20 protein-coding genes and 1 pseudogene are annotated in these 22,885 nt (G+C 71.2%); 7 read left to right on the top strand and 14 right to left on the bottom strand.

Annotated elements, in window-relative coordinates:
* The first annotated feature begins 43 nt into the window (after nt 1-43).
* Nucleotides 44-1,276 (top strand): trypsin-like serine peptidase, encoded by a 1,233-nt coding sequence (locus Prubr_RS36115; protein ID WP_212820198.1) that lies wholly within the window; start codon nt 44-46, stop codon nt 1,274-1,276.
* Between the two features lie 177 nt (nt 1,277-1,453).
* Here the strand turns inward: Prubr_RS36115 and Prubr_RS36110 are convergent, their stop codons facing one another.
* The 6 genes from Prubr_RS36110 to Prubr_RS36085 all read right to left on the bottom strand — a co-directional run bounded on the left by Prubr_RS36110 (nt 1,454) and on the right by Prubr_RS36085 (nt 8,409).
* Nucleotides 1,454-3,874 carry a carbohydrate-binding module family 20 domain-containing protein gene (locus Prubr_RS36110; RefSeq protein WP_246568144.1) on the bottom strand — a complete coding sequence of 807 codons (2,421 nt, stop codon included), beginning with the start codon at nt 3,872-3,874 and terminating at the stop codon, nt 1,454-1,456.
* 387 nt (nt 3,875-4,261) lie between these two features.
* Nucleotides 4,262-5,134 (bottom strand): alpha/beta fold hydrolase, encoded by an 873-nt coding sequence (locus Prubr_RS36105; protein WP_212820196.1) that lies wholly within the window; start codon nt 5,132-5,134, stop codon nt 4,262-4,264.
* A 205-nt stretch (nt 5,135-5,339) separates the two neighbouring features.
* Complete coding sequence (locus Prubr_RS37920) at nt 5,340-5,831, bottom strand: MFS transporter (protein WP_281425972.1); 492 nt, start codon at nt 5,829-5,831, stop codon at nt 5,340-5,342.
* Nucleotides 5,798-6,616 carry an MFS transporter gene (locus Prubr_RS37915; protein ID WP_212820194.1) on the bottom strand — a complete coding sequence of 273 codons (819 nt, stop codon included), beginning with the start codon at nt 6,614-6,616 and terminating at the stop codon, nt 5,798-5,800. The genes Prubr_RS37920 and Prubr_RS37915 overlap by 34 nt, the downstream gene beginning before the upstream one ends.
* A gap of 269 nt (nt 6,617-6,885) precedes the next feature.
* Nucleotides 6,886-7,605: an alpha/beta fold hydrolase gene (locus Prubr_RS36090; RefSeq protein WP_212820191.1), complete on the bottom strand. Its 720-nt coding sequence runs from the start codon at nt 7,603-7,605 to the stop codon at nt 6,886-6,888.
* A 255-nt stretch (nt 7,606-7,860) separates the two neighbouring features.
* Nucleotides 7,861-8,409: a carboxymuconolactone decarboxylase family protein gene (locus Prubr_RS36085; RefSeq protein WP_212828932.1), complete on the bottom strand. Its 549-nt coding sequence runs from the start codon at nt 8,407-8,409 to the stop codon at nt 7,861-7,863.
* A 437-nt stretch (nt 8,410-8,846) separates the two neighbouring features.
* Between Prubr_RS36085 and Prubr_RS36080 the strand changes: the two genes are divergently transcribed.
* Nucleotides 8,847-10,835: a DUF8189 domain-containing protein gene (locus tag Prubr_RS36080; protein WP_212820189.1), complete on the top strand. Its 1,989-nt coding sequence runs from the start codon at nt 8,847-8,849 to the stop codon at nt 10,833-10,835.
* An 85-nt stretch (nt 10,836-10,920) separates the two neighbouring features.
* Here the strand turns inward: Prubr_RS36080 and Prubr_RS36075 are convergent, their stop codons facing one another.
* The 4 genes from Prubr_RS36075 to Prubr_RS36060 all read right to left on the bottom strand — a co-directional run bounded on the left by Prubr_RS36075 (nt 10,921) and on the right by Prubr_RS36060 (nt 13,895).
* Nucleotides 10,921-11,412, bottom strand: a complete 492-nt coding sequence (locus Prubr_RS36075; RefSeq protein ID WP_212820187.1) for a carboxylesterase family protein — start codon at nt 11,410-11,412, stop codon at nt 10,921-10,923.
* Nucleotides 11,413-11,660: 248 nt separating this feature from the next.
* Nucleotides 11,661-12,104, bottom strand: coding sequence for a MarR family winged helix-turn-helix transcriptional regulator (locus Prubr_RS36070; protein ID WP_212820185.1), 444 nt, complete (start codon nt 12,102-12,104; stop codon nt 11,661-11,663).
* Nucleotides 12,101-12,994, bottom strand: a complete 894-nt coding sequence (locus Prubr_RS36065; RefSeq protein WP_212820183.1) for an alpha/beta hydrolase family protein — start codon at nt 12,992-12,994, stop codon at nt 12,101-12,103. Before Prubr_RS36065 ends, Prubr_RS36070 begins: the two co-directional genes overlap by 4 nt.
* A gap of 73 nt (nt 12,995-13,067) precedes the next feature.
* Entirely contained in the window at nt 13,068-13,895 is an 828-nt protein-coding gene (locus Prubr_RS36060) for a TIGR03619 family F420-dependent LLM class oxidoreductase (RefSeq protein ID WP_212820181.1), read from the bottom strand.
* A gap of 213 nt (nt 13,896-14,108) precedes the next feature.
* Here Prubr_RS36060 and Prubr_RS36055 point away from each other — a divergent pair, with 213 nt between their 5' ends.
* From Prubr_RS36055 to Prubr_RS36045, 4 genes are all read left to right on the top strand, one after another.
* On the top strand, nt 14,109-14,510 hold the full coding sequence (locus Prubr_RS36055) for a VOC family protein (RefSeq protein WP_212820180.1): 402 nt from the start codon (nt 14,109-14,111) through the stop codon (nt 14,508-14,510).
* A gap of 152 nt (nt 14,511-14,662) precedes the next feature.
* The gene (locus Prubr_RS38075; protein ID WP_343221566.1) at nt 14,663-15,031 is read left to right on the top strand and encodes a helix-turn-helix domain-containing protein; all 369 of its coding nucleotides are present in this window, start codon (nt 14,663-14,665) and stop codon (nt 15,029-15,031) included.
* Complete coding sequence (locus tag Prubr_RS38070; RefSeq protein ID WP_343221565.1) at nt 15,028-15,504, top strand: MmyB family transcriptional regulator; 477 nt, start codon at nt 15,028-15,030, stop codon at nt 15,502-15,504. The genes Prubr_RS38075 and Prubr_RS38070 overlap by 4 nt, the downstream gene beginning before the upstream one ends.
* A 78-nt stretch (nt 15,505-15,582) precedes the next feature.
* A complete protein-coding gene (locus tag Prubr_RS36045) occupies nt 15,583-18,228 on the top strand; it encodes a helix-turn-helix transcriptional regulator (RefSeq protein ID WP_212820177.1) in 2,646 nt (881 codons plus the stop codon).
* Nucleotides 18,229-18,252: 24 nt separating this feature from the next.
* Here the strand turns inward: Prubr_RS36045 and Prubr_RS36040 are convergent, their stop codons facing one another.
* Nucleotides 18,253-18,930, bottom strand: coding sequence for a macro domain-containing protein (locus tag Prubr_RS36040; RefSeq protein ID WP_212820175.1), 678 nt, complete (start codon nt 18,928-18,930; stop codon nt 18,253-18,255).
* Between the two features lie 172 nt (nt 18,931-19,102).
* Here Prubr_RS36040 and Prubr_RS36035 point away from each other — a divergent pair, with 172 nt between their 5' ends.
* A complete protein-coding gene (locus tag Prubr_RS36035) occupies nt 19,103-20,719 on the top strand; it encodes an ADP-ribosyltransferase domain-containing protein (RefSeq protein WP_212820173.1) in 1,617 nt (538 codons plus the stop codon).
* Between the two features lie 115 nt (nt 20,720-20,834).
* Here the strand turns inward: Prubr_RS36035 and Prubr_RS36030 are convergent, their stop codons facing one another.
* The 3 genes and pseudogenes from Prubr_RS36030 to Prubr_RS36020 all read right to left on the bottom strand — a co-directional run bounded on the left by Prubr_RS36030 (nt 20,835) and on the right by Prubr_RS36020 (nt 22,871).
* Entirely contained in the window at nt 20,835-21,227 is a 393-nt protein-coding gene (locus tag Prubr_RS36030) for a UTRA domain-containing protein (protein WP_212820171.1), read from the bottom strand.
* Between the two features lie 158 nt (nt 21,228-21,385).
* Nucleotides 21,386-21,580, bottom strand: a pseudogene (locus Prubr_RS38515) (winged helix-turn-helix domain-containing protein); the annotation flags it as partial.
* Between the two features lie 88 nt (nt 21,581-21,668).
* Nucleotides 21,669-22,871, bottom strand: a complete 1,203-nt coding sequence (locus Prubr_RS36020; protein ID WP_212820169.1) for a dipeptidase — start codon at nt 22,869-22,871, stop codon at nt 21,669-21,671.
* Nucleotides 22,872-22,885 lie beyond the last annotated feature (14 nt).

Below are 22,885 nucleotides of genomic sequence, written 5' to 3'. Positions count from 1 at the left end.
CGGAAAGCACGTCTGGGTGCTGGTTTCCTGGAGGGGAGCGACGATGAACATTGCCTTGCGCCGCCTACGAACGGCCGCCGTGGCGCTCGCCGCCGGCACGCTCGGGCTGAGCCTGCTGCCGGTATCCGCCGCCGCCGAGGAGTACCCGGTCGCACCTCTCGCACCACAGTCGCAGCGGGCTCCCGAAGCCGATCAGTTCTCGGCGGAGGGGGTCACCACGATCGGTGAACTACGCACTGTGGACGGCTCGCCGTCCACCGCCCAGGACGCCCGGACACAGGTCATCCGGCACCCCGGCGCGACCTACATCAAGGTGCACTTCAGCTCGCTGCAACTGGCGGACGGCGACTACGTCACCGTGTCGAGCGCCGACGGCAAGGAGAGCTACCGGTACGACCGCCACCTGAACCGGGCGACCGGCTCGGACTACACCACCGACGGACAGCCGGGCTTCTGGGCGATGTCGGTGGAGGGCGACACCGCGGTGGTGACGCTCCACAGCAGCCGCCCGTCCCGTGGCAACGTGGCGATCGTCGACCGGTTCTGGCGCGGCTACGACCGTGCGGAGATCGCGCGGTACAACCCTTCCACGCAGTCCGTCTGCAGCACCGACGCCCGCCGCGACGCGGTCTGCTACCAGAGCAGCCACCCCACCGAATACGCCCGCGGCAGGGCGGTGGCGCGGCTGCTGATCAGCGGCGGCGGGCTGTGCACCACCTGGCGGGTCGGCAACACCAACCGCATGCTGACGAACAAGCACTGCTTCTCGACGCAGGCCGCGGTCAGCGGCAGTGAGATGCAGTTCAACTACCAGTGCGCCACCTGCGGCGGTGCGAACCCGGGCGCCGGCACCAAGGTGAGCGGCGCCACCCTCTACCGGGTGAGCAGCGGCGGATCGAACCAGTTGGACTACACCCTGTACTCGGTGAACAACTTCGCCAGCATCCAGAGCTTCGGCACGCTCTACCTGGCGACGACCGCCACCACCACCGGCACCCGGATCTACATCCCCGGGCACGGCGACGGCACCCCGAAGCGACTGTCGATCTACGAGGACAGCCAGGGCGGCCCGACGTGCACCGTGCGGAACGCGAACTACAACACCTGGAACATCAGCTACAGCTGTGACACCTCTGGCGGCAACTCCGGCTCGCCGGTCCTGAACGGCAACCACCAGGTCATCGCCCTGCACCACCTCGGCGGCTGCCCGTCGAACCAGGGCGCGAAGGCACACCTGATCTACAACGAGATCGCCAGCCTGATCGACAACGGCTGACGGACACCGCCGACCACCCACCGGTCGGGGCGCGACGAGCGCCCCGACCGGTGATCGTGAAGGGCACTGCCGCTGACGCGGAAGGACCCACCGACCGGTGGGCCTCGGCGGCAGGCCGGATCTTCCCGATGGTGGTCGGCCACCGCGTTACGGGGCCGACCACCATGACGCCGGGAGCTACTTCCAGGTGTCGTTGTTGGTGTGGGTGCCGGTCGCCGGGGCGGTGAAGTGGCGGTTGCCGCCGCTTTCCCAGGTGACCGACCCGTCGGGGTTCTTCTTGAGGTACTTGTATTCGACGGTGGCGTTGGGCGGCAGGTTCACCGTCGCCCGCCACACGGGATAGCCGGCCGGCGAGAGCGGGACGGCGTTGGCCGGGTTCCAGGAGCCGAGTGCGGGGATGTTGCCGACCACGTAGACGTTCTGGCCGTAGTAGGTGGTGGCGGTGGCGTTGAAGGAGGCGGCGACCGACGAGGTGACGGTGTCGCCCCGGAAGGTCTCGGTGACGGCGTGGGTTCCGGTCGCCGGGGTGGTGAGGGTCCGATTGGCTCCGGACTCCCAGGTCACGACGCCCGCCGTGGTCCGCTTGATGAACTTGTACTCCACCGTCGTGGACTTCGGCAGTTCGACGACGCCCCGGAACACACTGCCGTCCTGGGCGGTCAGCCTGACCGCACCCGCCGGATTCCAGGAGCCGAGGGCGGGGATGTTGCCGACCACGTAGACCTCCTGGCCGCTGGTGGTGGCGGTGACGGCGAAGGTGGTCGCGATGGTGTCGGTGACCGGGCCCGGGACGTACGTGTCGGTCCGGGTCGGGGTGCCGCTGGCCGGCGTGGTGAAGGTCCGGTCGGTCGCTTCCTGCCCGATCACGGTCGTCCCGTTCCTGACCAGGTAGCGGTAGGAGACCGTGGTGTTGGCCGGCAGGTTCGCGGTGGCGGTCCACGTGGTGCCGTTGCCGGTCAGCGGTACGGAGTTGGCGATGTTGCCGCCGCCGAGGGCGGCGGTGTTGCCGACCAGGTGCAGGGTCTGGCCGGCCTCGAGCGCGGCGCTGGCGGTGAACGTGGTGCTGACGGTGACGCCGGGGGTGGGCCGGGCGTTGATGTGGGCGGCGACAGCGTTGTTGGCCGGGATGGTCACGGTGGCCCGGCCGCCGGCGACGGTGACCCGGGTTCCGGTGCAGCCGGTCCCGCCGGTCCCACCGGAGATGACGTCGCAGTACTCGCCGTCGGCGAGGCCGGTGACGAAGGTGTGGGTGACGGGGCTTCCGGAGTCGTTGACGCCGATCCAGGCCCGGTCGCCGCGGTGGAAGCCGATGACGTTGCTGTTGACGGTGGTGAAGTTGGAGACGGACTTGACGGACCTGGCGGCGTTGGCCCAGCCGACCATGCCCTTGATGCCGGTGGTCTGGCTCAGGCAGTTCCAGGCGCTGCCGCAGACGGTGTCGGTGACGTGACCGTTGCCGTTGTGGGGCGGGGACTGGTTTCGGTTGTTCCAGGGGAAACTGTCGAACACGGAGGGTTTGCCGTGTGGGTAGGCCAGCGCGAAGTAGTTGGCCAGGACGTAGTCGGTGCCGTCCTTGTAGGACAGGACGACGCCGTCACGTTCGAGATCGTGGTTGGTGACCATGGAGAAGACGTTGGCGCCGGGTGCGTCGAGGTTCCAGTTCGGGATGTTCGCCAGGGCGGAGATGGAGCCCTGGAAGGCGGACCTGATGCCCTTGGCGTAGGCGAAGTCGAGGACGTCGCCGTTGCCGATGAAGGCCCGTGCCTTGAGGGCGTCGTTGCTGGCGCCGTCGAAGATCTCCTGGGCGACGTACGGGCGCTTGCCCTCGGCGACGGTGTTGTCGAGCTTGCCCAGGATGGCGGCGAAGTCGTCCTTCCTGATGTGCTTGACCGCGTCCACCCGGAACCCGTCGACGCCGAGGCCGATCAGGTCGTTGAGGTAGGCGGCGATCTTGGTACGGACGCTGTCCTTCTCGGTGTAGAGGTCGGACAGGGAGAGTAGTTCGCAGCTCGTGACCTGTGCCTCGTTGTTCCAGTCGTTGATCGCACCGTTGGTCGGGCAGTTGTCGCCCGGCCGGTGGAAGTCGCCGTTGCCGTACGGCACCGCCGGGTAGCCGTAGCCGGAGAACTGGGTGCCGGCGTATCCGACGGTCCCGCCGGGGTTGTTCGTCCCGGCCATGTGGTTGACCACCGCGTCGACGTAGACGCGTACGCCGGCGTCGTGGCAGGCGGTGACCATGGCGGCGAACTGCTGCCGGTTACCGAACCGGCTCTCCAGCTTGTACGACACGGGCTGGTACACCTCGTACCAGGGGTGCACGCCGTCGGCGCTGTTCGGAAGGCTGACCGACTCCTGCGGCGGGGCCACCTGGACCGCGCCGTATCCAGCCGGGCCGAGGTGGTTGGTGCAGGCGGCGGCGACGGACGGCCAGTTCCACTGCCACAGGTTGGCCGTCACCTCGCTGTCGTTCAGTGGGACGGCGGCACTGGCGGGCGTGGCGGTGGTGGCAGCCGCGACCGTCCCACCGGCCGCGACGAACGCGGCGGCGAGCAGCAGGCGACCGACCCGGCCGCGTGCCGGCGATTTCGGGGTGTGCATGGACGGACCTACCTCCGAGGGGAAGGGGGTGGGGGTGGATGGCCATCCGAATGACGACGAGAATGCTCTATGGCCTGCAAGATATGCAAGACCTTGCGGCAATATTTCAGAAACCCGCTCGCAACCTGGTTCTCAAGAGACAGTGGTGGCCACAACGTGAGACGCGGCGGGCGTCGGCGCCGACCAAATCTTGTCGGACCGGGCGTCTCGCCCGGGAGAGGTGTGCGTGACAGCGGTCGCGGAGCCTCAACTGCGCCGCAAGCCCATCCAGCCCTTTCAGACCCTTGCAATCCGGGTTGTCGGTTTCAGGTCGGCGAGCCGCAGGCCGAGGCGCCTCGCCGACGTTCATGGCCCGGAGGCGGTGGGGCCGGGAGCCGGTGAGGAGCCTCAGCGGTCTTCGTCGAGGGTTTGCCGCAGGGTCACGGCGAACGCGTCCGGGTCGCCCGGCCAGCCGAACTCCCCACCGATGAAACCGCCGTGGTGGCTGGGGAAGGTCACCGCCTTCGTGTCGAGCCGGTCGGCGACGGCGAGCCCGCTGCGGTGGGCCATCTCGCCCTCCGATTCGGCCCCGACACCGACCACGATCCGGGTCGACGCCGCCCGCAGCGCGTCGAAGTCGTGCTCGTGGTGCGTGCAGGTGATGAGGTTCTGCCCGAACATCACGTCGTCGCGGGAGCCGTCGTCGTCGGTCGGCAGGCCGAACGCGGCCGGATCGGGTGCCGGCCGGTCGGCGAAGTCGGCCGGGATCTCGCCCCGGAAGCCGGTGAGCGCCATGAAGCTCGCCATCCCCGCACCGAAGCCGTCCCGCTCGTACGCCCGGCGGATGTCCGCGATCGCCGCCAGCGCCCGCTCCCGATCCGGCAACACCTGGGCGGCCGGCGGCTCGTGCGCCACCAGGACACGCACCTGCTCCGGGTGCCGGGCCACCAGCACCAGCGCGTTGACGGCACCGCCGCTGCTGGCGAAGATGTCCACCGGTCCGCCACCGAGGGCGTCGATCACCCGGTGCAGGTCGTCGGCATGCTGCTCGGGTGTGGACTCGCCGCCGGCGTCGACGCGCCTGCTGCGTCCGGCCCCGCGCGGGTCGACGGTGACCACCGTACGGTCCCGGAAGTGCGCGGCGAGGCTGGTGAACCCGGTGGCGTCCATCGGGGACCCGATCATCAGCAGCGTCGGTGCCGTGCCCGCGCCGCCCTTACGGACGTCGTAGTGCAGGACCGCGCCCGGCACGTCCAGGGTGTGGGTGCTTGCCTCGGTCATGACGCTGCCTTCCCGATGCGTGGAGGTGGCGGCCGGCCCGGTGGGGCGGTCGACGCGGCCCATGACAGGACCCACGGTCCGCGGTCGAGTAATTCGATGCGAAGCTATCACCCGCCACCGACAAAAACGTTCCGTTCGACGGCTTCCACCCCACGGGGTGCCCCACCCCGGGACCGCCGTCCGGCGCCGTCGGAAACCCGGTGGGCTATGACGAACCCGCCGGCAGGGGCTGCTCCGCCGGGGTGGGGGCGGTCGTCGCCGGTGTGGTGCAGCGCCGGAACTCGGGCAGCGCGAGCGCGACCAGGACGGTTCCGGCGACGACCGCCGATCCGCCGATGAAGGCACTGGCGGCGGGGGAGACGAGCGAGGCGACCGCGCCGGCCCGGAAGTTGCCCAGGTGCGGCACACCGGCACCGACGACGAACTCGGCCGCGCCGACCCGGCCGCGGTAGTTGTCCGGGGTGGCGAGCTGGACCAGCGCGGTCTGCATGATCACGCTGAGTACGTCGGCCACCCCGGCGACGACGAGCAGGGCGAGCGCCAGCCACAGGTACGTCGTCAGCCCGAAGCAGGCCAGGCTCGCCCCCCACACCGTGGCGGCGACGAGGATGCCGCGGCCCGGCCGGGTGATCCGGCCGACCGGCCCGGACAGCAGCGCCCCGATCACACCGCCGACCGCCGGTGCCGCGGTGAGCAGGCCCAGTGTCCGGGGGCTGCCCCGAAGTGGGCGGCGTTGATCGCCGGGAACAGGGCGAACGGCATGCCGAGCAGTGTCGCGTTGATGTCGGTGAGGAACGCGCCGGAGATCACCCGGCTGCGGCGGATGAAGGTCAGTCCTTCCCCGATCGCGCGCAGGCTCGGCCGTCTCGTCTCGCCCTCCGGCGGCATCGGCGGCAGCCGGAACAGGCCGTGGAACGCGCCCACGAACGTCAGCAGATCGACGAGATAGGCGACCGTGATGCCCCACCCGGCGACGAGTGCGCCCGCGACCATCGGGCCGGTGGTGAGGCTGGCGTGCATGGCGAGCATGTTGAGGGCCGCACCGGCGGGGACGAGGCGGGGGTCGAGCAGCCGCGGCAGGAACGTACGTCGGACCGGACCGCTGACCGCGTTGACCGTCGCCCCCGCCGCCACCAGCACGTACAACAACCAGACCTGCTCCAGGCCGGCGATCGCCTGCCCGGCGAGCGCGGCGGCGACGACCGCCTGGGCCACGCAGGCGACGAGCGCCAGCCGCCGGCGGTCCATGCTGTCGGCGATCGCCCCGCCGAGAAGACCGAACAGGATCGCGGGGCCGGCGACGGCGAGGCCGACGGCACCGACCGCGAGCGGGGATTCGGTGAGGGTCCAGACCTGGAACGCGACGGTGAAGCTGGTCATCTGACTGCCGAAGGACGACAGCGTCGACCCGATCCACAGACGGCGGAAGGCCGGCGCCTCCCGCAACGGCGTCGTGTCGATCATGAGCCGTCGCCAGGTCATCGGTCGCTACCGCCCGTTCCCCCGATCGTCGGGCCGCAGCCCGGGAGATGTCCGGGAGACATGGTGGCGGTCGGACGGACCGTTATCCACGGATTTTCGCGCCACCGGCGCCGGCGGCGGGGGTCAGCCGGCGGCGGCGCGGGTCAGCGCCGTGCACCTCCGCCGGCACCCACGGCGCGGTGTGACGCACCGGCCAAGCTGCGCAACCGCTCCCACGCGGTCGCCTACGCGCTACGGGCCGGCATGATCTGAGCGCTGGTGGCCCGTTCTCAGCTGCCCGCTCGACCTGCCGGCATCGCGGTCCGGGCTTCGGCGGCCGACTTGATGAGCTGTGCCGCTTCACCGGGGTGCGACACCATCGGGACGTGGCTGGCCGGGACCTCGCTGGTGGTCGCGCCCATGCGGTTGGCGAACATGCGCTGCGCGTCCGGCGGGATCGCCTGGTCCTGCGTGGCGATCAGGTACCAGGACGGTAGCGACCGCCAGGCGGGGACGCCCATCGCCTCGGAGAAGGTCGAGCCGGCGATCGGTTGCTGTGCGGCGTGCATCGCCTTGGCCCGGACCACGTCGACGTCGGCGGCGAAGTGCTGGACGAAGTCGTCCTGCGGCTGCCACATGAAGCCCTGCTCGTCGGTGAACAGGTGCGCCAGTGCCGGCGGTGTGGGTCCCTGCGACAGCAGAGCGCCGAGCGATTCCCCCTGGTCCAGCCCGAATGCCGCGATGTACACCAGCCCGGCCACGTTCCGCGTGTCGGCGCCGAGAGCGGTCATGATCTGGCCACCGTAGGAGTGCCCGGCCACGATCGTCGGGCCGTCCTGCAGCTTCAGGACCTGGCGTAGCCGGGCGACGTCGTCGGCCGTCGAGGTCAGGGGGAACTGCGGGGCCGTCACCTGGTAGCCGTCGGCCTGGAGGAGTTCGACGACGCCGCTCCAACAGGAGCCGTCGGCCCACGCACCGTGGACGAGGACGATGTTCGGTTGGCCGTTCATATGGCTTCCTCCCCTGATGGGTGGATTCGCTTCTGCCCGTGCTGCCCTGCGAGCGACGGCGGATGGTGACTGTGCCCGACGCGCCGACCAGGTGCAGTCAGGTGGGGAATACCAGATCGGCCTGGGCATAAACGTGCCCAGGCCGACCGGTCGAGAGCAGAAGTACCGGGCCGCCGGTTGAGCGAGACGGTGCCGGGAAGACGTACGTCGGGTGCGCCTGGAATGAACCGGCACCCGTCGCGGGGCCGGCTGGTGTCAGACGACCTGCCGGTAGCCCTTGTTGACGATGCGCTCGGACGCTTGCGCGTACCACCCGGGATCGGCCGCCGGTTCGGTGCCGAGGCCGTCGACGTACCGGTTGAACATGCAGAAGGCAGCCGCGATGAGTACCGTGTCGTGGATCTCCAGGTCGGTGGCGCCCTCGGCGCGGGCGGCCGCGACCAGTTCGGGCGTGACCTCGCGTCCACTGACCTGGACGGCGCCGGCGATGCGCAGCAGGGCGCGCAGTTTCGCGGAGATCGGAGCGTTGTCCAGATCGGAGCGTACCTGGTCGACCAGGGTCATGCCCTCGTCGAGCTGCGCCGCCGCGTATGCGGAGTGCGCCGAGCAGCAGTAGGTGCACTCGTTGCGGCCGGAGACGTAGGCGGCGATCAGTTCCCGTTCGCCGGGGGTGAGCGGGTGCGGCCCGCGCAGCAGCACCTCGACCAGCTCAAGCAACGGTTGGCCGGTCTCCGGCCGGAAGCGCAGCGGCCCCCGGATGCCCGGCAGTTCCGTCTCATCCACCCCTAGATCGATGTGTGCGATGGGGTCACGCTCCTGAATCTAGAAGCCGTTCCCTGATCGGGTCTGAGATCGAATCTAGTCAGTCGATCACGGCATCTCAAGAGTCTGTCGGGCACTGCCCGATGCTGTCCAACATGGACTATTCCCGGCCGGCCGGGGCAGCCCCGCTCGGTCCGGTGATGTGAGTAGAGCACTACTCACGACATCAACCATCATCCGGACATAGGGTCGGGACGCCCGTACGGGCCCGGACGGAAACAGTTCAGGCGCGCGGCTTTCCTGGTCACCGGCGCACATCCGCGACCTCGCCACCACACTGCGACCCTGCCCGGCCGCACTCAGCCCGCACACCGCCTGGCAGCACACGTGCCTGGACACGGCCCACGGACGGCTCACCGACGACGCCCGGATGCTCGCAACCACAGGGAGGAACGATGAGATCGAGGGCAACAGCCGGCTTGGCCGCTCTCGTAGCGGCCGTACTGCTGCCCGGCTGGGCGGCGACCGGGCCTGGCGTGGCGCTGGCCGCACCCGACACCGCACCAACCGCCGGCACCGAGCGGGGACCCGACGCCGGGCCGGCGACAGCGCAACTCACCGCTGCGCTCCAGCGGGACCTGCGGCTGAGCGCCGACCAGGTGCGGATCCGGCTGGAACGGGAGGCCGCCGCGCCGGCGGTGGAGCGACGGCTACGCGGCGAACTCGGCACCCGGTTCGGCGGTGCGTGGCTGTCGACCGATGGGCAACTGACGGTCGGTGTCACCGGTGGGTCCGCGACCATGACGACCGACGCGGTGGCACGTACGGCCGCGAAGGTACGCGCCGCTGGCGCCAACCCGCAGCCGGTGAGCCGTAGCGAAGCCCAGCTCAACGAGGTCAAGGCCACGCTGGACCACAGCCGCGCCACCGCCCCGCCCACGGTAACCGGCTGGTACGTCGATCTGCCCGGCAACACCGTGGTGGTCCGCTCCCTGCCGGGGCACCTGCCGGCGGCGCAACGGTTCGCCGCTGCCGCCGGGGTCGCCGCCGAGGTACGGGTGCTGGCCTCGACGGAGCAGCCTCGGCCGTTGTACGCCCTGCAGGGCGGCGACAAGTACTCCATCGGCACCTCGTTCTGCTCGATCGGGTTCAGCGTGCAGGAGGTCGGCTTCGTCACCGCCGGGCACTGCGCCGCACCGGGTGCGCTCACCGGATGGAACGGGGCCGCCCTGGGTACCTGGGGCGGCTCGTCCTTCCCGGGCGACGACCACGCCTGGGTACAGGCCAACGACGACTGGGCGCCGACCGCGGACGTGGCCGGCGTCGGCCCGGTCGACGGCTCCGAGGAGGCGGTCGTCGGCGCCTCGGTGTGCCGGTCCGGACACACCACCAAGGCGCGCTGCGGCATCATCCAGGCCAAGGACGAGACCGTGAACTATCCGCAGGGCACGGTGACCGGGATGACCCGGACGAATGCCTGCGCCCAGCCCGGTGACTCGGGCGGGCCGTTCATCTCCGGCACCCAGGCCCAGGGCGTCACCTCGGGCGGCTCCGGGAACTGCACCGTCGGCGGCACCACCTACTTCCAGCCGGTCAACGAGATCCTCACCACCTACGGCCTCACCCTCACGACGCGCTGGAACGGTTGGAGCGCGGTGCCCGGCAACGTCGTCACCCACAGCGCGCCGGCCACCACGACCTACTTCGACAGCCAGTACCTGTTCGCCCGGGCGACCGATGACTCCATCAAGGTCAGCCGGTTCACCGGGACCGCATGGAGCGGCTGGAGCGATGTGGCCCCCGGTACCATGCGCACCGCCAGCGCGCCGGCCGCCACCGTCTACAACGGATCGCTGCACCTGTTCGCCCGCGGAGACGAAGACTACGAGCTCTGGCTCAACCGGCTCACCGGTACGGTATGGAGCGGCTGGACCGCGGTCCCGAGCGCGGTGACCTACAGCGCACCCGCCGTAACCGTCAACAACGGATCCCTGTACCTGTTCATCCGACGAACCGATGACTCCGTCGCCGTCAACCGACTCACCGGCACGACCTGGAGCGGCTGGACCGCGGTCCCCGGCAGCGGAGTGACCAGCAGCGCGCTGGGGGCCACCGTCCACAACGGGTCGCTGCACCTGTTCGCCCGTGGACGCAGCGACAATGCCATCTACCTCAACCGGCTCACCGGCACGGCGTGGAGCGGCTGGAGCGCGGTCCCCGGCATGACGGCGACCACCAGTGCCCCGGCGGCCACAGCGGTCGGCAACACCCTGTATCTGGTCATCCGCGGGCTGGACAACTCCATCGTCCTCAACCGGCTGACCGGCACGACCTGGACCGGCTGGAGCGTTTTGCCCGGCAACGGCGAGACCCCCGACGGACTGGCCGCCAACGCCGTGGGCGGCAGACTCGAACTGTTCGCCCGGGGAACGGAAAACCGCATCTGGTCCTACCGGACGACCCCGTAGCGGCACACGTGAGACCTGGCGCGGCAACCTGTCCGGCGGACACCGAGTCCCGTGTCCGCCGGACGCCGGCAACCCACGACCGGGCTCAGCTCGCCTCGGCCACCTCGTCCCAGAATCCGCACTGGTGCGCGGTCCGGATGTCGATGGGAGCGACGCCGCGCGGCCCGGGGGCCAGCCGCAGCGCGTTGGCCTTGGCCGGGTCGTAGCGGGGCCAGTGCGGGGTACCCCGGTGGTTCGGGTCGCCCTGCTGGGCGTACCCGGTCCAGTAGTCGACCATCAGCGTGGAGAGCGCCTTCTGCTGCGGCGTGAAGGCCGCGGGGAGGCCGAAGCTCGGATCCGTCATCCGCAGGTACGGCAGCTCCGCGCCGTGGGTGGGCCCGGCCAGCGCGGGCGGCAGTGGGATGGCGAGCGACTGCGGCGGCGCGGGATCCGCGAACTGGTAGAAGCGCACCGGGGAGACCGCGGCGAGTTCGCCGGCGGCGGTCACCGAGGGGCAGACCCAGAAGTGGTCGGTCTGGGTGGCGGCCAGCGCGGCGCTCGGCGAGGCGTACGCCTCGACCGGGTAGCGTGTCAGCACCTCGTCGGCGGCGGAGCCGAAGATCTCCCGTACCCGTGCGACGTACGACTCCTCGGTGACCGGCGCGCCCAGCGCGTCGTTGAGGAAGTACGTGAACAGACTCGGTGCTGCTGGACTGGACCACCTACGGCGAGGAGGTCGACCTCGACACGGCCGCCCGGGAGCTGGTGGTCGCCTTCCACCGGGCTACCCGGCGCGACCCCGACGACCGCTGACGCCGTACGCCGGGAGGCGTCGTCGGCGGACGGTCACCGGTCCGGCGGGTTAGCGGGCAGGGCCCGCACCTGGTCGAGCCAGCGTGCGACCACCCGCAGTTCGGCCGGTGTGAACCCGGCGGTGAGTCGGTCGTCGAGTTCGGCCAGGATCGTCCTGGCGTCGACCAGGGTTTCCCGCCCCGCGTCCGTGAGGTGCAGCCGGACCGCTCGCGCGTCGGCCGGGTCCGTCGCCTTGACCAGCAGCCCGCTGGCCGCGAGCCGGCTCAGCAGCCCGCTGACGCCGGACACCGACCCGCCGAGAGCCGCGGCGACCTCGCTCACCAGTGCGCCGTCGTGCCTGGCGACGTGGAAGAGCACCCCCGCACCGGCGGCTCCCACCTTCCGGCCGCCGGAACGCGCCTCGATCCAGCGCCGCAGCGACTTCTCGGCGGCGACGAGTCCGAAGATCAGTCGGGGCGGGGCGCCACGCCGGGTCATGGTTGCTCGGTCGGGACGTGCTGGAGGAGCCATTCCAGCAGGGCCGGCCATGCCCGTTCGCCCACGCCCCGACGCAGCAGGCCGTGGTGCCCCACCCTGGCCGCGCCCAGTTCGGCCGGGGTGTACGTGCGCCGCGTGACGGTCGTGGACGTCAGACGGTCGGTGATCGCCTCGATCTGCCGCGGCGTCGCCCAGGGATCGTCGGAGGCGCCGAGGGCGAGCACCGGCGCGACGACGGCGGCAGCCCGAGCCGCGGCGTCCATCGTGGGATCGTCGAAGAAGTAGCCCGGTCTGCGGGACCAACCGCTCCACTCCAGCATCGCCGCCGCCGGGAAGTCCTCGCCCAGCCCGAGCCGCCGACCGGGCATGTATCCGATGGTGCGGGCCAGGGTCGGCCCCAGGACGTCGAGTACGAGGGCGACCCGACGCCGTTCCCCGACGCTCGGGATCGTCCGGGTCACCCCGGCGTGCGAGGCGACCGTCGCGAAGGCGCGGAGCGACCCGGTGCCGTGGTTCAGCGCGAGTGCGTGCCCGCCGAGGCTGTGCCCGACGGCGACCTGGGGCACGTCCGGTAGCCGCCCGTCGACCCACTCGGCGACGGCGGGGACGTCCTGGCTCATCCAGTCGCGCATCCGCAGACGCTTGTTCGCCCGTGGCGTGCCCGATCGGCCGGTGCCCCGGTAGTCGTAGGTGATCGCGGCACAGTCGTTCGCCGTGACGAACGTCCCGAAGCCCGCGTAGTACCTTTCCGGCGTCGCCGTCGCGGGGTGCACGACGACGACGGCCCGCGGTGCGCCGGCCGGTAGCCACAGGGTGCCGGCGATCGCGCCACCCGCGGGCACGGTCACGACGATGTCCTGGCGGTTGCCGACGGTCGGATTAGTTCGCATGCGAACAATCTAGCAACCCGCCTGAGCGGCCCGGTCTCGCCGGCCGCTGTCGGACGCGGGTCGCGCCGCGCCGCTACGTCAGGTCGCCGCGTCCACGCAACGCCTCGGCCAGCGCCTCCAGCCGCGTACGCGTGCCCGCATGCTCGCCGAAGTGGACAGCCACCTGGGCGGCTCCGGCTTCCCCGTACGCGAGCACCTCGTCCGCGATGCGCCCGACCGGCGCGGTGCCGTCCCAACTGATCCGCGCCCCTGCCACGACCCTGCGGTCACCCGCGAGGTCGGCCAGCGTCCGGGCCCGCTCGGCGAACGCGTCGGGGTCGGTGGGAAGGCCCTGCCAGATGTCGGCGTACCGCGCCGCGCGGCGTAGTGCGGCGTCGCTGTTGCCGCCGACCATGATCGGTACCCGGCCCGCCGGGACGGGCGCGAAGACCCCGCTCTCGTAGGAGAATCGCCGGCCCCGGTAGGGCGCCGTCCCACCGCCGAACAGGTGGTGCAGCAGGGCGAGCGTGTCGTCGGTGATCGCGCCACGGCGTTCGTAGTCGGCTCCGACGGCGTCGAACTCCGGCCTGTTCCAGCCCACGCCGACGCCGAGAATCACCCGCCCGGCGGAGAGCCGGTGCAGCGTCGCGACCTGTTTGGCGAGCACGAACGGGTTCCGCAGCGGCGCGACCAGCACCGACGTCCCCAGTCGCAGGCGTCGGGTGACGGCGGCCAGGTGCCCGATGGTCACCAGCGGCTCGTACACCCCGCCGAAGGTGGTGCCGTACTCACCCGGGGGCAGCACGTGGTCGGGAAGCCACGCGGTGCCGTATCCCGACTCCTCGGCGGCGCGCGCCAGTTCGACGAGTGTCCGCGCGGGCATCGACGGTGACTCGTCCGGCAGCACCACCTGAAGCTCCATGACCGACCGAACCCCGGGCGGACCGACGCCATTCCCGTACCGGGAGAACCCGCGGGCCCGCACTGAGAGTGCCCACGTCGGTGGTGTCGGGTTGCCGCCGGTCCCAGGCGCTGTTTACATGATCGGGAAACAGCTTCGATCACCACGCCACGCAGGCGGGGAACCCGATGGACCTGAGGTGCGGTCGTCAGGCGACGGAGAAAAGGAGAGCGAATGACCGACGAGGTGGCGGTTCGCATCGCCCGCCCGTGCACCGACCTCGCGGCCGCCGAGCGCTTCTACGTACAGGGCCTCGGCCTTGACCTGCTGCACCGGATCGCCGCGAGCGGCCCGGCGGAACACGACCTGCTCATTGTCGGCTGGCGGCACGCGGCGTGGCATCTGGAGTTGGTCGGTGGCGCCAACCTGACGGCGAAGCCGGCACCCACCAGCGAGGATCTGCTCGTTCTCTATCTGGGCGACCCCGTCGACGAGACCCTGGTGACGCGACTGGAGCAGGCCGGGGGCAGCGTCGTCGGGCAGGGGCCGTACTGGGACCGCTGGGGCGTCACGGTGCGGGATCCGGACGGTTACCGACTCGTCCTCGCCAGCCGGCGCTGGTCGAACGCCGGCTGACGGCATCGTTCGTACGCGACCTCGGGCGACGTCGCCGGCGCCGGTCCGGGAACCGATGCCCTGACACCGTCGCCGGCAAGGGGGGATCGGCGGGCCGTGGCTGCGTCGACGGGCGGGCGGTAGAAACGATGCAGCACCGAGGGAGGAGACGCATGGTTATCGACCGGACCGGACTGGCGGAGTTCCTCCGGCGCCGCCGGGAGTCGCTGCAACCGGAGGACGTCGGCCTTCCCCGTGGACAACGCCGCAGGACCACCGGGCTACGCCGCGAGGAGGTCGCCTCTCTCTGCCACATGTCGACCGACTACTACTCCCGCCTCGAACGGGAACGTGGGCCCCAGCCGTCCGAGCAGATGATCGCGTCGATCGCGCAGGGACTTCACCTCTCCCTCGACGAGCGTGACCATCTCTTCCGGCTCGCCGGGCACAACCCGCCGACCCGGGTACGGCCAGCGAGCACATCAACCCCGGCCTGCTGCGCATCCTCGACCGTCTGCGCGACACGCCCGCGGAGATCGTGACCGAACTCGGCGAAACGCTGCGGCAGAGTCCGCTGGGCGTCGCGCTCACCGGTGACACGACCCGCTACACCGGCCCGGCGCGCAGCATCGGCTACCGGTGGTTCACCGACCCTGAGGTCCGGCAGCTGTACCCCACGGAGGATCATCCGTTCCTCTCCCGGGTCTTCGCCTCCGGGTTGCGCGAAATCGTCACGCTTCGCGGTTCCGGTTCCCGGGCGGCGCACTTCGCCGACCTTCTCCTCGCCCAGAGCGCGGAGTTCCGGAGCGTGTGGGACGACCACGAGGTCGGCATCCGTCCCCACGAGGTCAAACGCTTCATCCACCCCGAGGTCGGCCTGCTGGAACTGAGCTGCCAGACGTTGCTCGACCCGTACCAGTCACACCACCTGCTCGTCTACACCGCCGTTCCGGGCAGCGAGAGCTACGAGAAGCTGCAGCTGCTGTCCGTCATCGGCACGCAGGCGCTGCGCTGACGCCCGCCACCCGACACAGCCCTAAGACGGGGATCTGCGACGCACACGGGTCCCACGCCTCGATATTAAACTTCATCTATGGATCGAGGTTGGCCGCTGGTGGGGCGCGGGGACGAACTACGTTCCATCGAGGCGGCGATGCGGTCCGGCACCCCGCACGGCGTACTGCTGGCCGGTCCGGCCGGGGTCGGCAAGACCCGGCTGGCCCGCGAGGTGCTCACCGCGGCGGAACAGCGCGGCGCCGTCACCCGGTGGGTCGTCGGTACGGAGCCGTCGCGAGGGCTTCCGCTGGGCGCCTTCGCGGCGCTGCTCGGTGCCCTGAGCGGGGACCCGACGGCGCTGGTGGCGCAGGCGTCCCGGGTGCTCGTCGCGGATGCGGGCGACGGACCGGTCGTGCTCGGGGTCGACGACGCCCACCTGCTCGACGAGATGTCGGCGCTGCTGGTGCACCAGTTGGTCCTGCACTCCGCGGCGGTCGTGGTCGCCACCGTACGCACCGGTGAGACGGTGCCGGACCTGGTCACCCACCTGTGGAAGGACGGATACCTCGAACGGCTCGAGGTGGCGCCGCTCGAACAGCGGCAGACCGGATCGTTGCTGGAAGCCGTCCTGGGCGGACCGGTGGAGAGCAAGACCGTACGCCGCGTCTGGCAGATCACCCAGGGAAACGCGTTGTACCTGCGGCACTTCGTCGACGGCGAGATCGAGGCCGACCGGCTGCGCCCGGTACGGGGGGTGTGGCGGTGGTCGGGCGGCGGGGTGTCGCCCGGCCTGACCGACCTGGTGACGATCCGGATGGGCGAACTGGCCGAGCCCGTGGCGACCGTGGTCGACCTGCTCGCCCTCGCCGAACCGCTGGGTGTCCGCCTGCTCGCCCGGCTCGCCGACCCGGCGGCGATCGAACAGGCCGAGCGGGCCGGGCTCGTCCGCGCCGAACAGGACGGCCGGCGGCTGGAGGCCCGGCTGACCCACCCGCTGTTCGGGGAGGTCAGACGCGCCCGGATGGGAGTACTGCGGGCCCGCCGGCTTCGCGGCCGGATCAGCCGGGCGATCGCCGACACCGGGAGCCGCCGGGCCGACGACACCCTCCGTCGGGCCGTACTGGCGCTGGACTCGGACCTGGAACCGGACCGGCGGCTGCTGCTCGACGCGGCCAGCCGCGCCGGCCAGTTGTGCGACCTCCCGCTGACGGTACGTCTCGGGCAGGCGGCGCAGGCCGCCGGCGGCGGATTCGAGGCACACATGATCACGATGGCGGCGCTCAACGGACTGAGCCGTCCGGCGGGCGCCGAGGCCGCGGCGCTGGCCGCGACGGCGGGTACGGACGACGAGGTGGCCCGTGCCACGGTGGCCCAGGTGCTCAACCTGGCGTGGATGGCGTTGCGGCCCGCGCCGGCGGAGGCGATCCTGGCGGCGGCCGAGGCACGGATCGTCGGCGACCCGGGGCGCACCCGGCTCCTGGCGCTCCGCGCGTTGTTCGACGGGCAGCGTGCCCGGCCGGCCACGGCGATCGAGGCGGCGACGGCCGCGCTCGCGGCACCGGACCTGCCCGACGAGTCGGCCGCCCTCGCCGCCACCGGATACGTCGTCAGCCTGGCCACCGTCGGCCGGGCCGACGAACTCGCCGCCGCGACCGCACGCGGCCTGGCCTCGGCCGGCCGGTCGGCGGAGTTCGGCTACGTACGCTTCCCGCTGATCACCTCGCAACTCACCGGGTTGCGTCTGGCCGGCTACCTCCGGGAGGCGGCCGACATCGCGTACGCCGGCTGGGAGTCCGTGCGGGGCCTCGACCTGCCGGCGTTGATCAGCACGGTGCTGGTGGGTGACGTCACCCTGGCCCAGGGGCGGCCGGTCAGCGCCCTGCGTTGGCTGCGTGAGGCGCACGCCGGCCTGGAGCGGTTCGACGAGGCCGGCGGTTTCGAGCACGTGTGCCTGATTCCACTGGGCCGGGCGCTGGCGCTGACGGGTGACCTGACCGCGGCGGCCGACGTCCTGGCCAGACTGCGCACCCGGCAGCACCCGATGGTGCTGTTCCTCCAGCCCGACCTGGTCCTGTCCCACGCCTGGCTGGCCGCCGCGCAGGGCGTGTCGAGCGAGGCGGTCACGCTCGCACACGAGGCGGCGTCGATCGCGGCGACGACCGGACAGTTCGCCCACGAGGTGCTGGCGCTGCACACCGCGGTCTGCTTCGGCGACCGGTCGGTGGCCGGGCGGCTCACCACGCTGGCCGCCCGGGTGGACGGCCCGCGCGCCCCGGCGGCCGCCACGCACGCGACGGCGTTGGCCGCCGACGACGGCGACGGCCTCTGGACCGCGTCGGACCTGCTGGAGCGGATGGGTGACCAGTTGGCCGCCGCCGACGCGGCGGCGCAGGCGGCGGCCGCGTACCGGCGGGGCAACCGGCGCGGGGCGGCACATCGGGCCGCCGCGCGGGTACACCGGCTCACCGAACACTGCGAGGGTGTCCGGACCCTGGCGACGAGCACCACCGTCCAACCCCTGCCGCTCACCGGACGCGAGCGCGAGATCGGCGGACTGGCCGCCCGGGGCATGACGAACCGGGAGATCGCGCACCGCCTGGTCGTGTCGGTACGCACCATCGAGAACCACCTCTACCGGATCAACGCGAAGCTGGGCACCGGCGGCCGGGCCGAGCTTGCCGAGGTGTTCCACGAGGAGATGCCCGTACCGCGACCCACGGCCCGCGACGACCACGACCGGTGACCGGGGCAGGGAGGTGCCCGGGCCCTACCGTCCGGCACCCCGGCGGGTCGGCGGCCTGACCCGCACCCGTTCCTCCTCGGGCCGCGTCTCGATGTCGCCGAGCTGGTCCAGGATCGTCTGCCGCAGGTCGTCGTAGTCCTCGAACCGGTGGTCATGGAAGAGCGTGTAGCCGGTCCACATCAGATTGGCGCAGACCCGGGGCGGCACCTCGCCGGTCGCCGCGCCCATCCCGACCAGCGCCACCGAGGCGATGCTGCCCGGCGCCCGCCGGTTCTGGATGTGGATCGCCTGGAACGCGGCGGCGCAGGCCAGCGCGACGTTCAGCGTCTCGCTGACGTTCTCCGCCGACCGCACCATCGTCGGCGTCGAGATCAGGAACCGCGGGTTCTCCGCCCCGGACGGTACGCAGACGGCGCTGCCCACCGGCAGCACACCGCCGAACCGGTCCTTGATCGCCCGCTGCACCCGCAGCTGGATGCCGGCACCGAGGTGCCGCCGGATCACCGCGTCGACCCCGCCGTCCATCCGCCCCAGCGAGTTGGTCGGGCTGACCCAGGCGTCGACCTGATGGTTCAGGATCGAACCCCGGCTGATCCGTACCTCGGGGGTGTCGGCGAACGCCGCCCGCCACGCCTGCACCACCCTCGTGTTGACGTCCGTCAGCACCACGTCGAGCAATGGCGCGGCCTGTTCCAGGGACATGGCTTCACTCCGGTTGCGGCAGGGGGAACTTCCAGTGGCCACGGAAGCTACCAAGCCGCACCGACAATCCGGGTTTTGGTCGGTGGTGTGCCCTACCTTCTCGGGGGCTGTACGAAATCCCCTCGACCGCCCGTGCCGTAGCCGGCACGGCCCGCCGATCCAGGAGCACACGATGAGCGAGCCCACCGCTCCCACGACGCCGGACCCGAACGACCCGCTGGCGCTCGCCGAACTCTTCACCGGTGGCGGTGAGCCGTGGCTGCCGTTGCTGAAGCCGGTCATCGAGGCGCAGCCGGCCGCGGCGACGTTCATCGGCCCGGGGCGCGGCCCGGGTGTCGTACCGGTCCGGGAGCTGACCTTCCAGGCGCTCAAGCCGCACCCGCCGGAGAAGTGGAAGGTCGTCGTCTTCGGACAGAACCCGTACCCGAGGCCGGAGAGCGCCACCGGCATCGCGATGTTCGACAACACCTTCCACAACTGGGCGGACAGCCAGTTCGGTCGGGTGGTCAGCATCCGCTGCATCATCAAGGCGGCGGCGATGTGGAAGTACGGCATCCCGAAGAAGACCCCGATCGCCGACATCCGCGCCCTGCTGAAGCAGCACGACACCGTGCAGCCGCCGGAGTGGTTCCAGGCGATGCTGACCCAGGGCGTACTGCTGCTCAACGCGGCACTGACCGCGAGCGGCGACGGTTCGCTGGCCACCGACCAGCACACCGCGTTCTGGCGGCCGGTCGTCGAACGGCTCGTCGAGGAGATCCTGAAGGCCAAGCAGAACGCCGACGAGGCCGACCGTGGCGTGGTCTTCGCCTGGTGGGGCGCGCACGCCCGCGGCCTCAAGAGCCTCGTGCTCCGGCTCCAGAGGAAATACCCGGACGTGCCGGTCCGGCACATCGACCACCCGAACCCGGCGGCACAGGGTGACATCTTCTGCGACGGCGACCACTTCGCGGTGGTGAACGCGGCGCTGGCCGGGCTCGGCGCCGACGAGATCGACTGGCTGCCCAGCAAGGGATGGAGCACGAACGCGGCCCGGACCGGCGGGGCGGACACCGGCACGGCCGACCGGATGGGCGCGTTCATCACCTCGACCATGGAGCTGCACCAGCTCTATCTCGAACGACTCGCCAGCGTCAAGGACGAGGGCCTGGTCCTGCCGGCGATCACCGGCGTCCTCGACGTTCCGCTGATGGACTTCCGCGAGGCGGTCGCCCCGGTCGCCGAGCTTCTTGCCGGGCTCAACTGGCACGTGGAGCAGTCGTACCGGTTCGGCACGAAGCAGGCGGAGTCCACCGACGCCGGCCTGTCCGTCGACGAGGCCGCCGCCGTCTACCTCTACACCTGCGAGTCGGCGTTCTACCGGCAGATCAACGCCACCCTGCGGCACGCCGACCGCGGCCGGGTGGTGCCGTACCTGCCGTACCTGCGGTTGCTCTTCTCCGCCCTGGACCGGCTGCCGGTCCGTACCGGGCCGTTGTGGCGCGGCGTGTCGCTGGACCTGCGGTCGCAGTACCCGGTCGGCAGGACCGTGACCTGGTGGGGCGTCTCCTCGTGTACGTCGAAGCTCGATGTCGCCCAGGGGTTCCTCGGCCGCCGCGGCCGGCGGACCCTCTTCGAGGTACGTCCCGAACGGGCGGTCGGCATCCGCCGCTACTCCGCTTTCACCGGTGAGGAGGAGTTCCTTCTCGCCCCCGGTACCCAGCTCGAGGTGACCGAGGTGACCGCCGAGCGTGGCGGTCTCTGCACGGTGCGGTTGACCGAACTGGCCGCCGAGCGCCTGGTGGCCTGACCGGTCGCAGGGCGTCGCCGGGCCGGGAGCCCGACCGGTCCGGCCCGGCGTCCCCGCGACCGTCCGATCTGGACGAACTGGTGCCGGAACGGGCGCGGTGGCTACGCTGCGGCGCTCACCGCGCCGGCTCGGGCTCCCCGCCCCGACTGATCCGCAGGGTCAGCACATCGGTGCGGACCGTGATGTGTCCGTGGAAGAGGGCCGCGCCGCCCGCTCCGTAGCCGATCTGGGTGGCGGTGACCAGCGGATGCCCGATGGCCACGCCGAGCCGGGTGGTGGCCTCCTCGTCGGCGAGCACGGCGGCGAGTTCGATCTCGGCCCGCCGCACCGGCATGCCGGTCGCGCTGGCGAGGAACTCGAACATGTCCAGGTCGATGCTGACCAGCCCGGACGGGTCGAGGTCGCGGCCGTCGAAGCGCAGCGGCAGATGGTCGCGGATCCAGGCCGCCGCGACACCGTCCACGGCGAAGAGCCGGTCGACCCGCCACACCAGCGAGTCCGGCTCCACCCGAGGACCTTGGCGCAGTCAGCCGGGCATCTCGCCCGGCTGACCGCCGCGTCCTGGAGCGTCGGCCGGTGGCCCGAGGCGGTGATCCGGTCCCGCAGGGCGGTGACGTCACCGATCGACACCGGCACCCGCTCGGCGCCACCGTGCACGAAGGTGCCGATGCCCCAGGTACGGGTCACGACTCCCTCCACGGCGAGTCGGCCCAGCGCCTCGCGCACGGTGGCCCGGCTGACCTCCAGCCGGTCGGCCAGGTCCCGCTCGTTGGGCAGCTTGTCGCCCGACCGGAACTCGCTGCTGATCAGCTGCCGTAGTCGACCGTGTGCGGTCTGTAGCGCGGTTTCGCGCCGAGCCATCCGCCCTCACCTCATCGCTCCCGCCGCCGTCGACGGCGTACGGAGTGTAGTTCGTCGGTGCTCTCCCGGCCGATCGGCCGGGAGGCCATTACCAGACCTGTTCGAGCACCCGGATGGTGTTGCCGCCGATGACCTTGGCGATCTCGTCGTCCGAGTAGCCGTGCGTGACCAGCCAACCGACGATGTTCCCGAACGCCTCGCCCGGGTTCTCCAGCCCGGCCACGTACTCCACCCGGGGGTGCTCCGGCCGGTTGCCGGCGTCGTGGGCGTAGTTGGCGGCGTACGTGTTGTGCACCCCGACGTGGTCACCGAACATGGTGTCCGGACCGAACGTGACGTGGTCGATGCCGACCAGATCCACACAGTACGTGAAGTGGTCCATCACCGACTCGATCGAATGGTGCTTGTGCGTCTCGGAGAGAGTCGTGTGCGGAGCGGCCTCGATGCCGATCACGCCACCCCGTTCGGCGCAGGCCCGGATCACCTCGTCCGGCTTCATCCGGGAGGTGTTCCAGACCGAGCGGGCGCCGGCGTGGGTGATGAACACCGGTACCCGGCTGGCCTCGATCACGTCCAGCGAGGTCTGGTCGCCGGAGTGCGAGATGTCGATGGCGATGCCGAGCTTGTTCATCCGGTCCACCGCGCGCCGGCCGAAGTGGGTCAGCCCGCCGTCGTGCCGCTCGGAAAGGCCACCGCCGAGCATGTTCGCCTGGCTGTACGCGATGCCGAGCTGGCGGACGCCGAAGCCGTACAGGATGTCGATCCGATCCAGCTCGTTCTCGATCGGGCTGCAGCACTCCAGCCCGGCGACCAGGGCCAGCCGGCCGTCCTGCTTGGCGGCGCGGATGTCGGCCAGCGACGTGGCCAGGAAGACATGGTCCTGCTTGTAGAGGTCACTCATCCGCATCCCGAGGGCGTAGACGAGGTCGTTCCACTTCCAGCCGTTCTCACTGGTCACGCAGGAGGCGCCGGCCATGAAGTTGTCGAAGACCGCGGTCAGGCCGGAGCGGGCGAGCCCCTCGTAGCCGGTGCGCTGGCGTGCGGTGCGGTTGTAGGTCCGCAACTCGCGGACGTCCGCGGGCAGGATCACCGGGTGCTCGTGCAGGGAGATCGCGGCGTGCTCGGTGAGCAGCCGGGTGACCCGCGCGCGCTGGTCGCCGGTCAGGCCGAGGTCGTGCTCCGGTACCCGGCCGACCTCCTCCGCCAGCTCGAACACCCGGTAGTCCGAGTGCGGCTCCAGGTACGAGTACGACCGGTGGCCCTTGTAGCGGGCAGCGGGTTCTTGCAGCAAGACACCTTCTCCTT

Origin of the sequence: Polymorphospora rubra (genome assembly GCF_018324255.1) — a bacterium.
Lineage (GTDB): Bacteria > Actinomycetota > Actinomycetes > Mycobacteriales > Micromonosporaceae > Polymorphospora > Polymorphospora rubra.
Note: the sequence above shows the minus strand (reverse complement) of the source record. Positions and strands in the feature narration are given on the sequence as shown.

What these genes read in the sequence shown, in the direction of transcription:
- Prubr_RS36115 (WP_212820198.1), top strand. Translation starts at nt 44, where the DNA reads ATGAACATTGCCTTGCGCCGCCTACGAACGGCCGCCGTGGCGCTCGCC.
- Prubr_RS36110 (WP_246568144.1), bottom strand. Translation starts at nt 3,874, where the DNA reads ATGCACACCCCGAAATCGCCGGCACGCGGCCGGGTCGGTCGCCTGCTG.
- Prubr_RS38075 (WP_343221566.1), top strand. Translation starts at nt 14,663, where the DNA reads ATGGTTATCGACCGGACCGGACTGGCGGAGTTCCTCCGGCGCCGCCGG.
- Prubr_RS36045 (WP_212820177.1), top strand. Translation starts at nt 15,583, where the DNA reads ATGGATCGAGGTTGGCCGCTGGTGGGGCGCGGGGACGAACTACGTTCC.
- Prubr_RS36040 (WP_212820175.1), bottom strand. Translation starts at nt 18,930, where the DNA reads ATGTCCCTGGAACAGGCCGCGCCATTGCTCGACGTGGTGCTGACGGAC.
- Prubr_RS36090 (WP_212820191.1), bottom strand. Translation starts at nt 7,605, where the DNA reads ATGAACGGCCAACCGAACATCGTCCTCGTCCACGGTGCGTGGGCCGAC.
- Prubr_RS36070 (WP_212820185.1), bottom strand. Translation starts at nt 12,104, where the DNA reads ATGACCCGGCGTGGCGCCCCGCCCCGACTGATCTTCGGACTCGTCGCC.
- Prubr_RS36035 (WP_212820173.1), top strand. Translation starts at nt 19,103, where the DNA reads ATGAGCGAGCCCACCGCTCCCACGACGCCGGACCCGAACGACCCGCTG.
- Prubr_RS36055 (WP_212820180.1), top strand. Translation starts at nt 14,109, where the DNA reads ATGACCGACGAGGTGGCGGTTCGCATCGCCCGCCCGTGCACCGACCTC.
- Prubr_RS36065 (WP_212820183.1), bottom strand. Translation starts at nt 12,994, where the DNA reads ATGCGAACTAATCCGACCGTCGGCAACCGCCAGGACATCGTCGTGACC.
- Prubr_RS37915 (WP_212820194.1), bottom strand. Translation starts at nt 6,616, where the DNA reads ATGACCTGGCGACGGCTCATGATCGACACGACGCCGTTGCGGGAGGCG.
- Prubr_RS36105 (WP_212820196.1), bottom strand. Translation starts at nt 5,134, where the DNA reads ATGACCGAGGCAAGCACCCACACCCTGGACGTGCCGGGCGCGGTCCTG.
- Prubr_RS36060 (WP_212820181.1), bottom strand. Translation starts at nt 13,895, where the DNA reads ATGGAGCTTCAGGTGGTGCTGCCGGACGAGTCACCGTCGATGCCCGCG.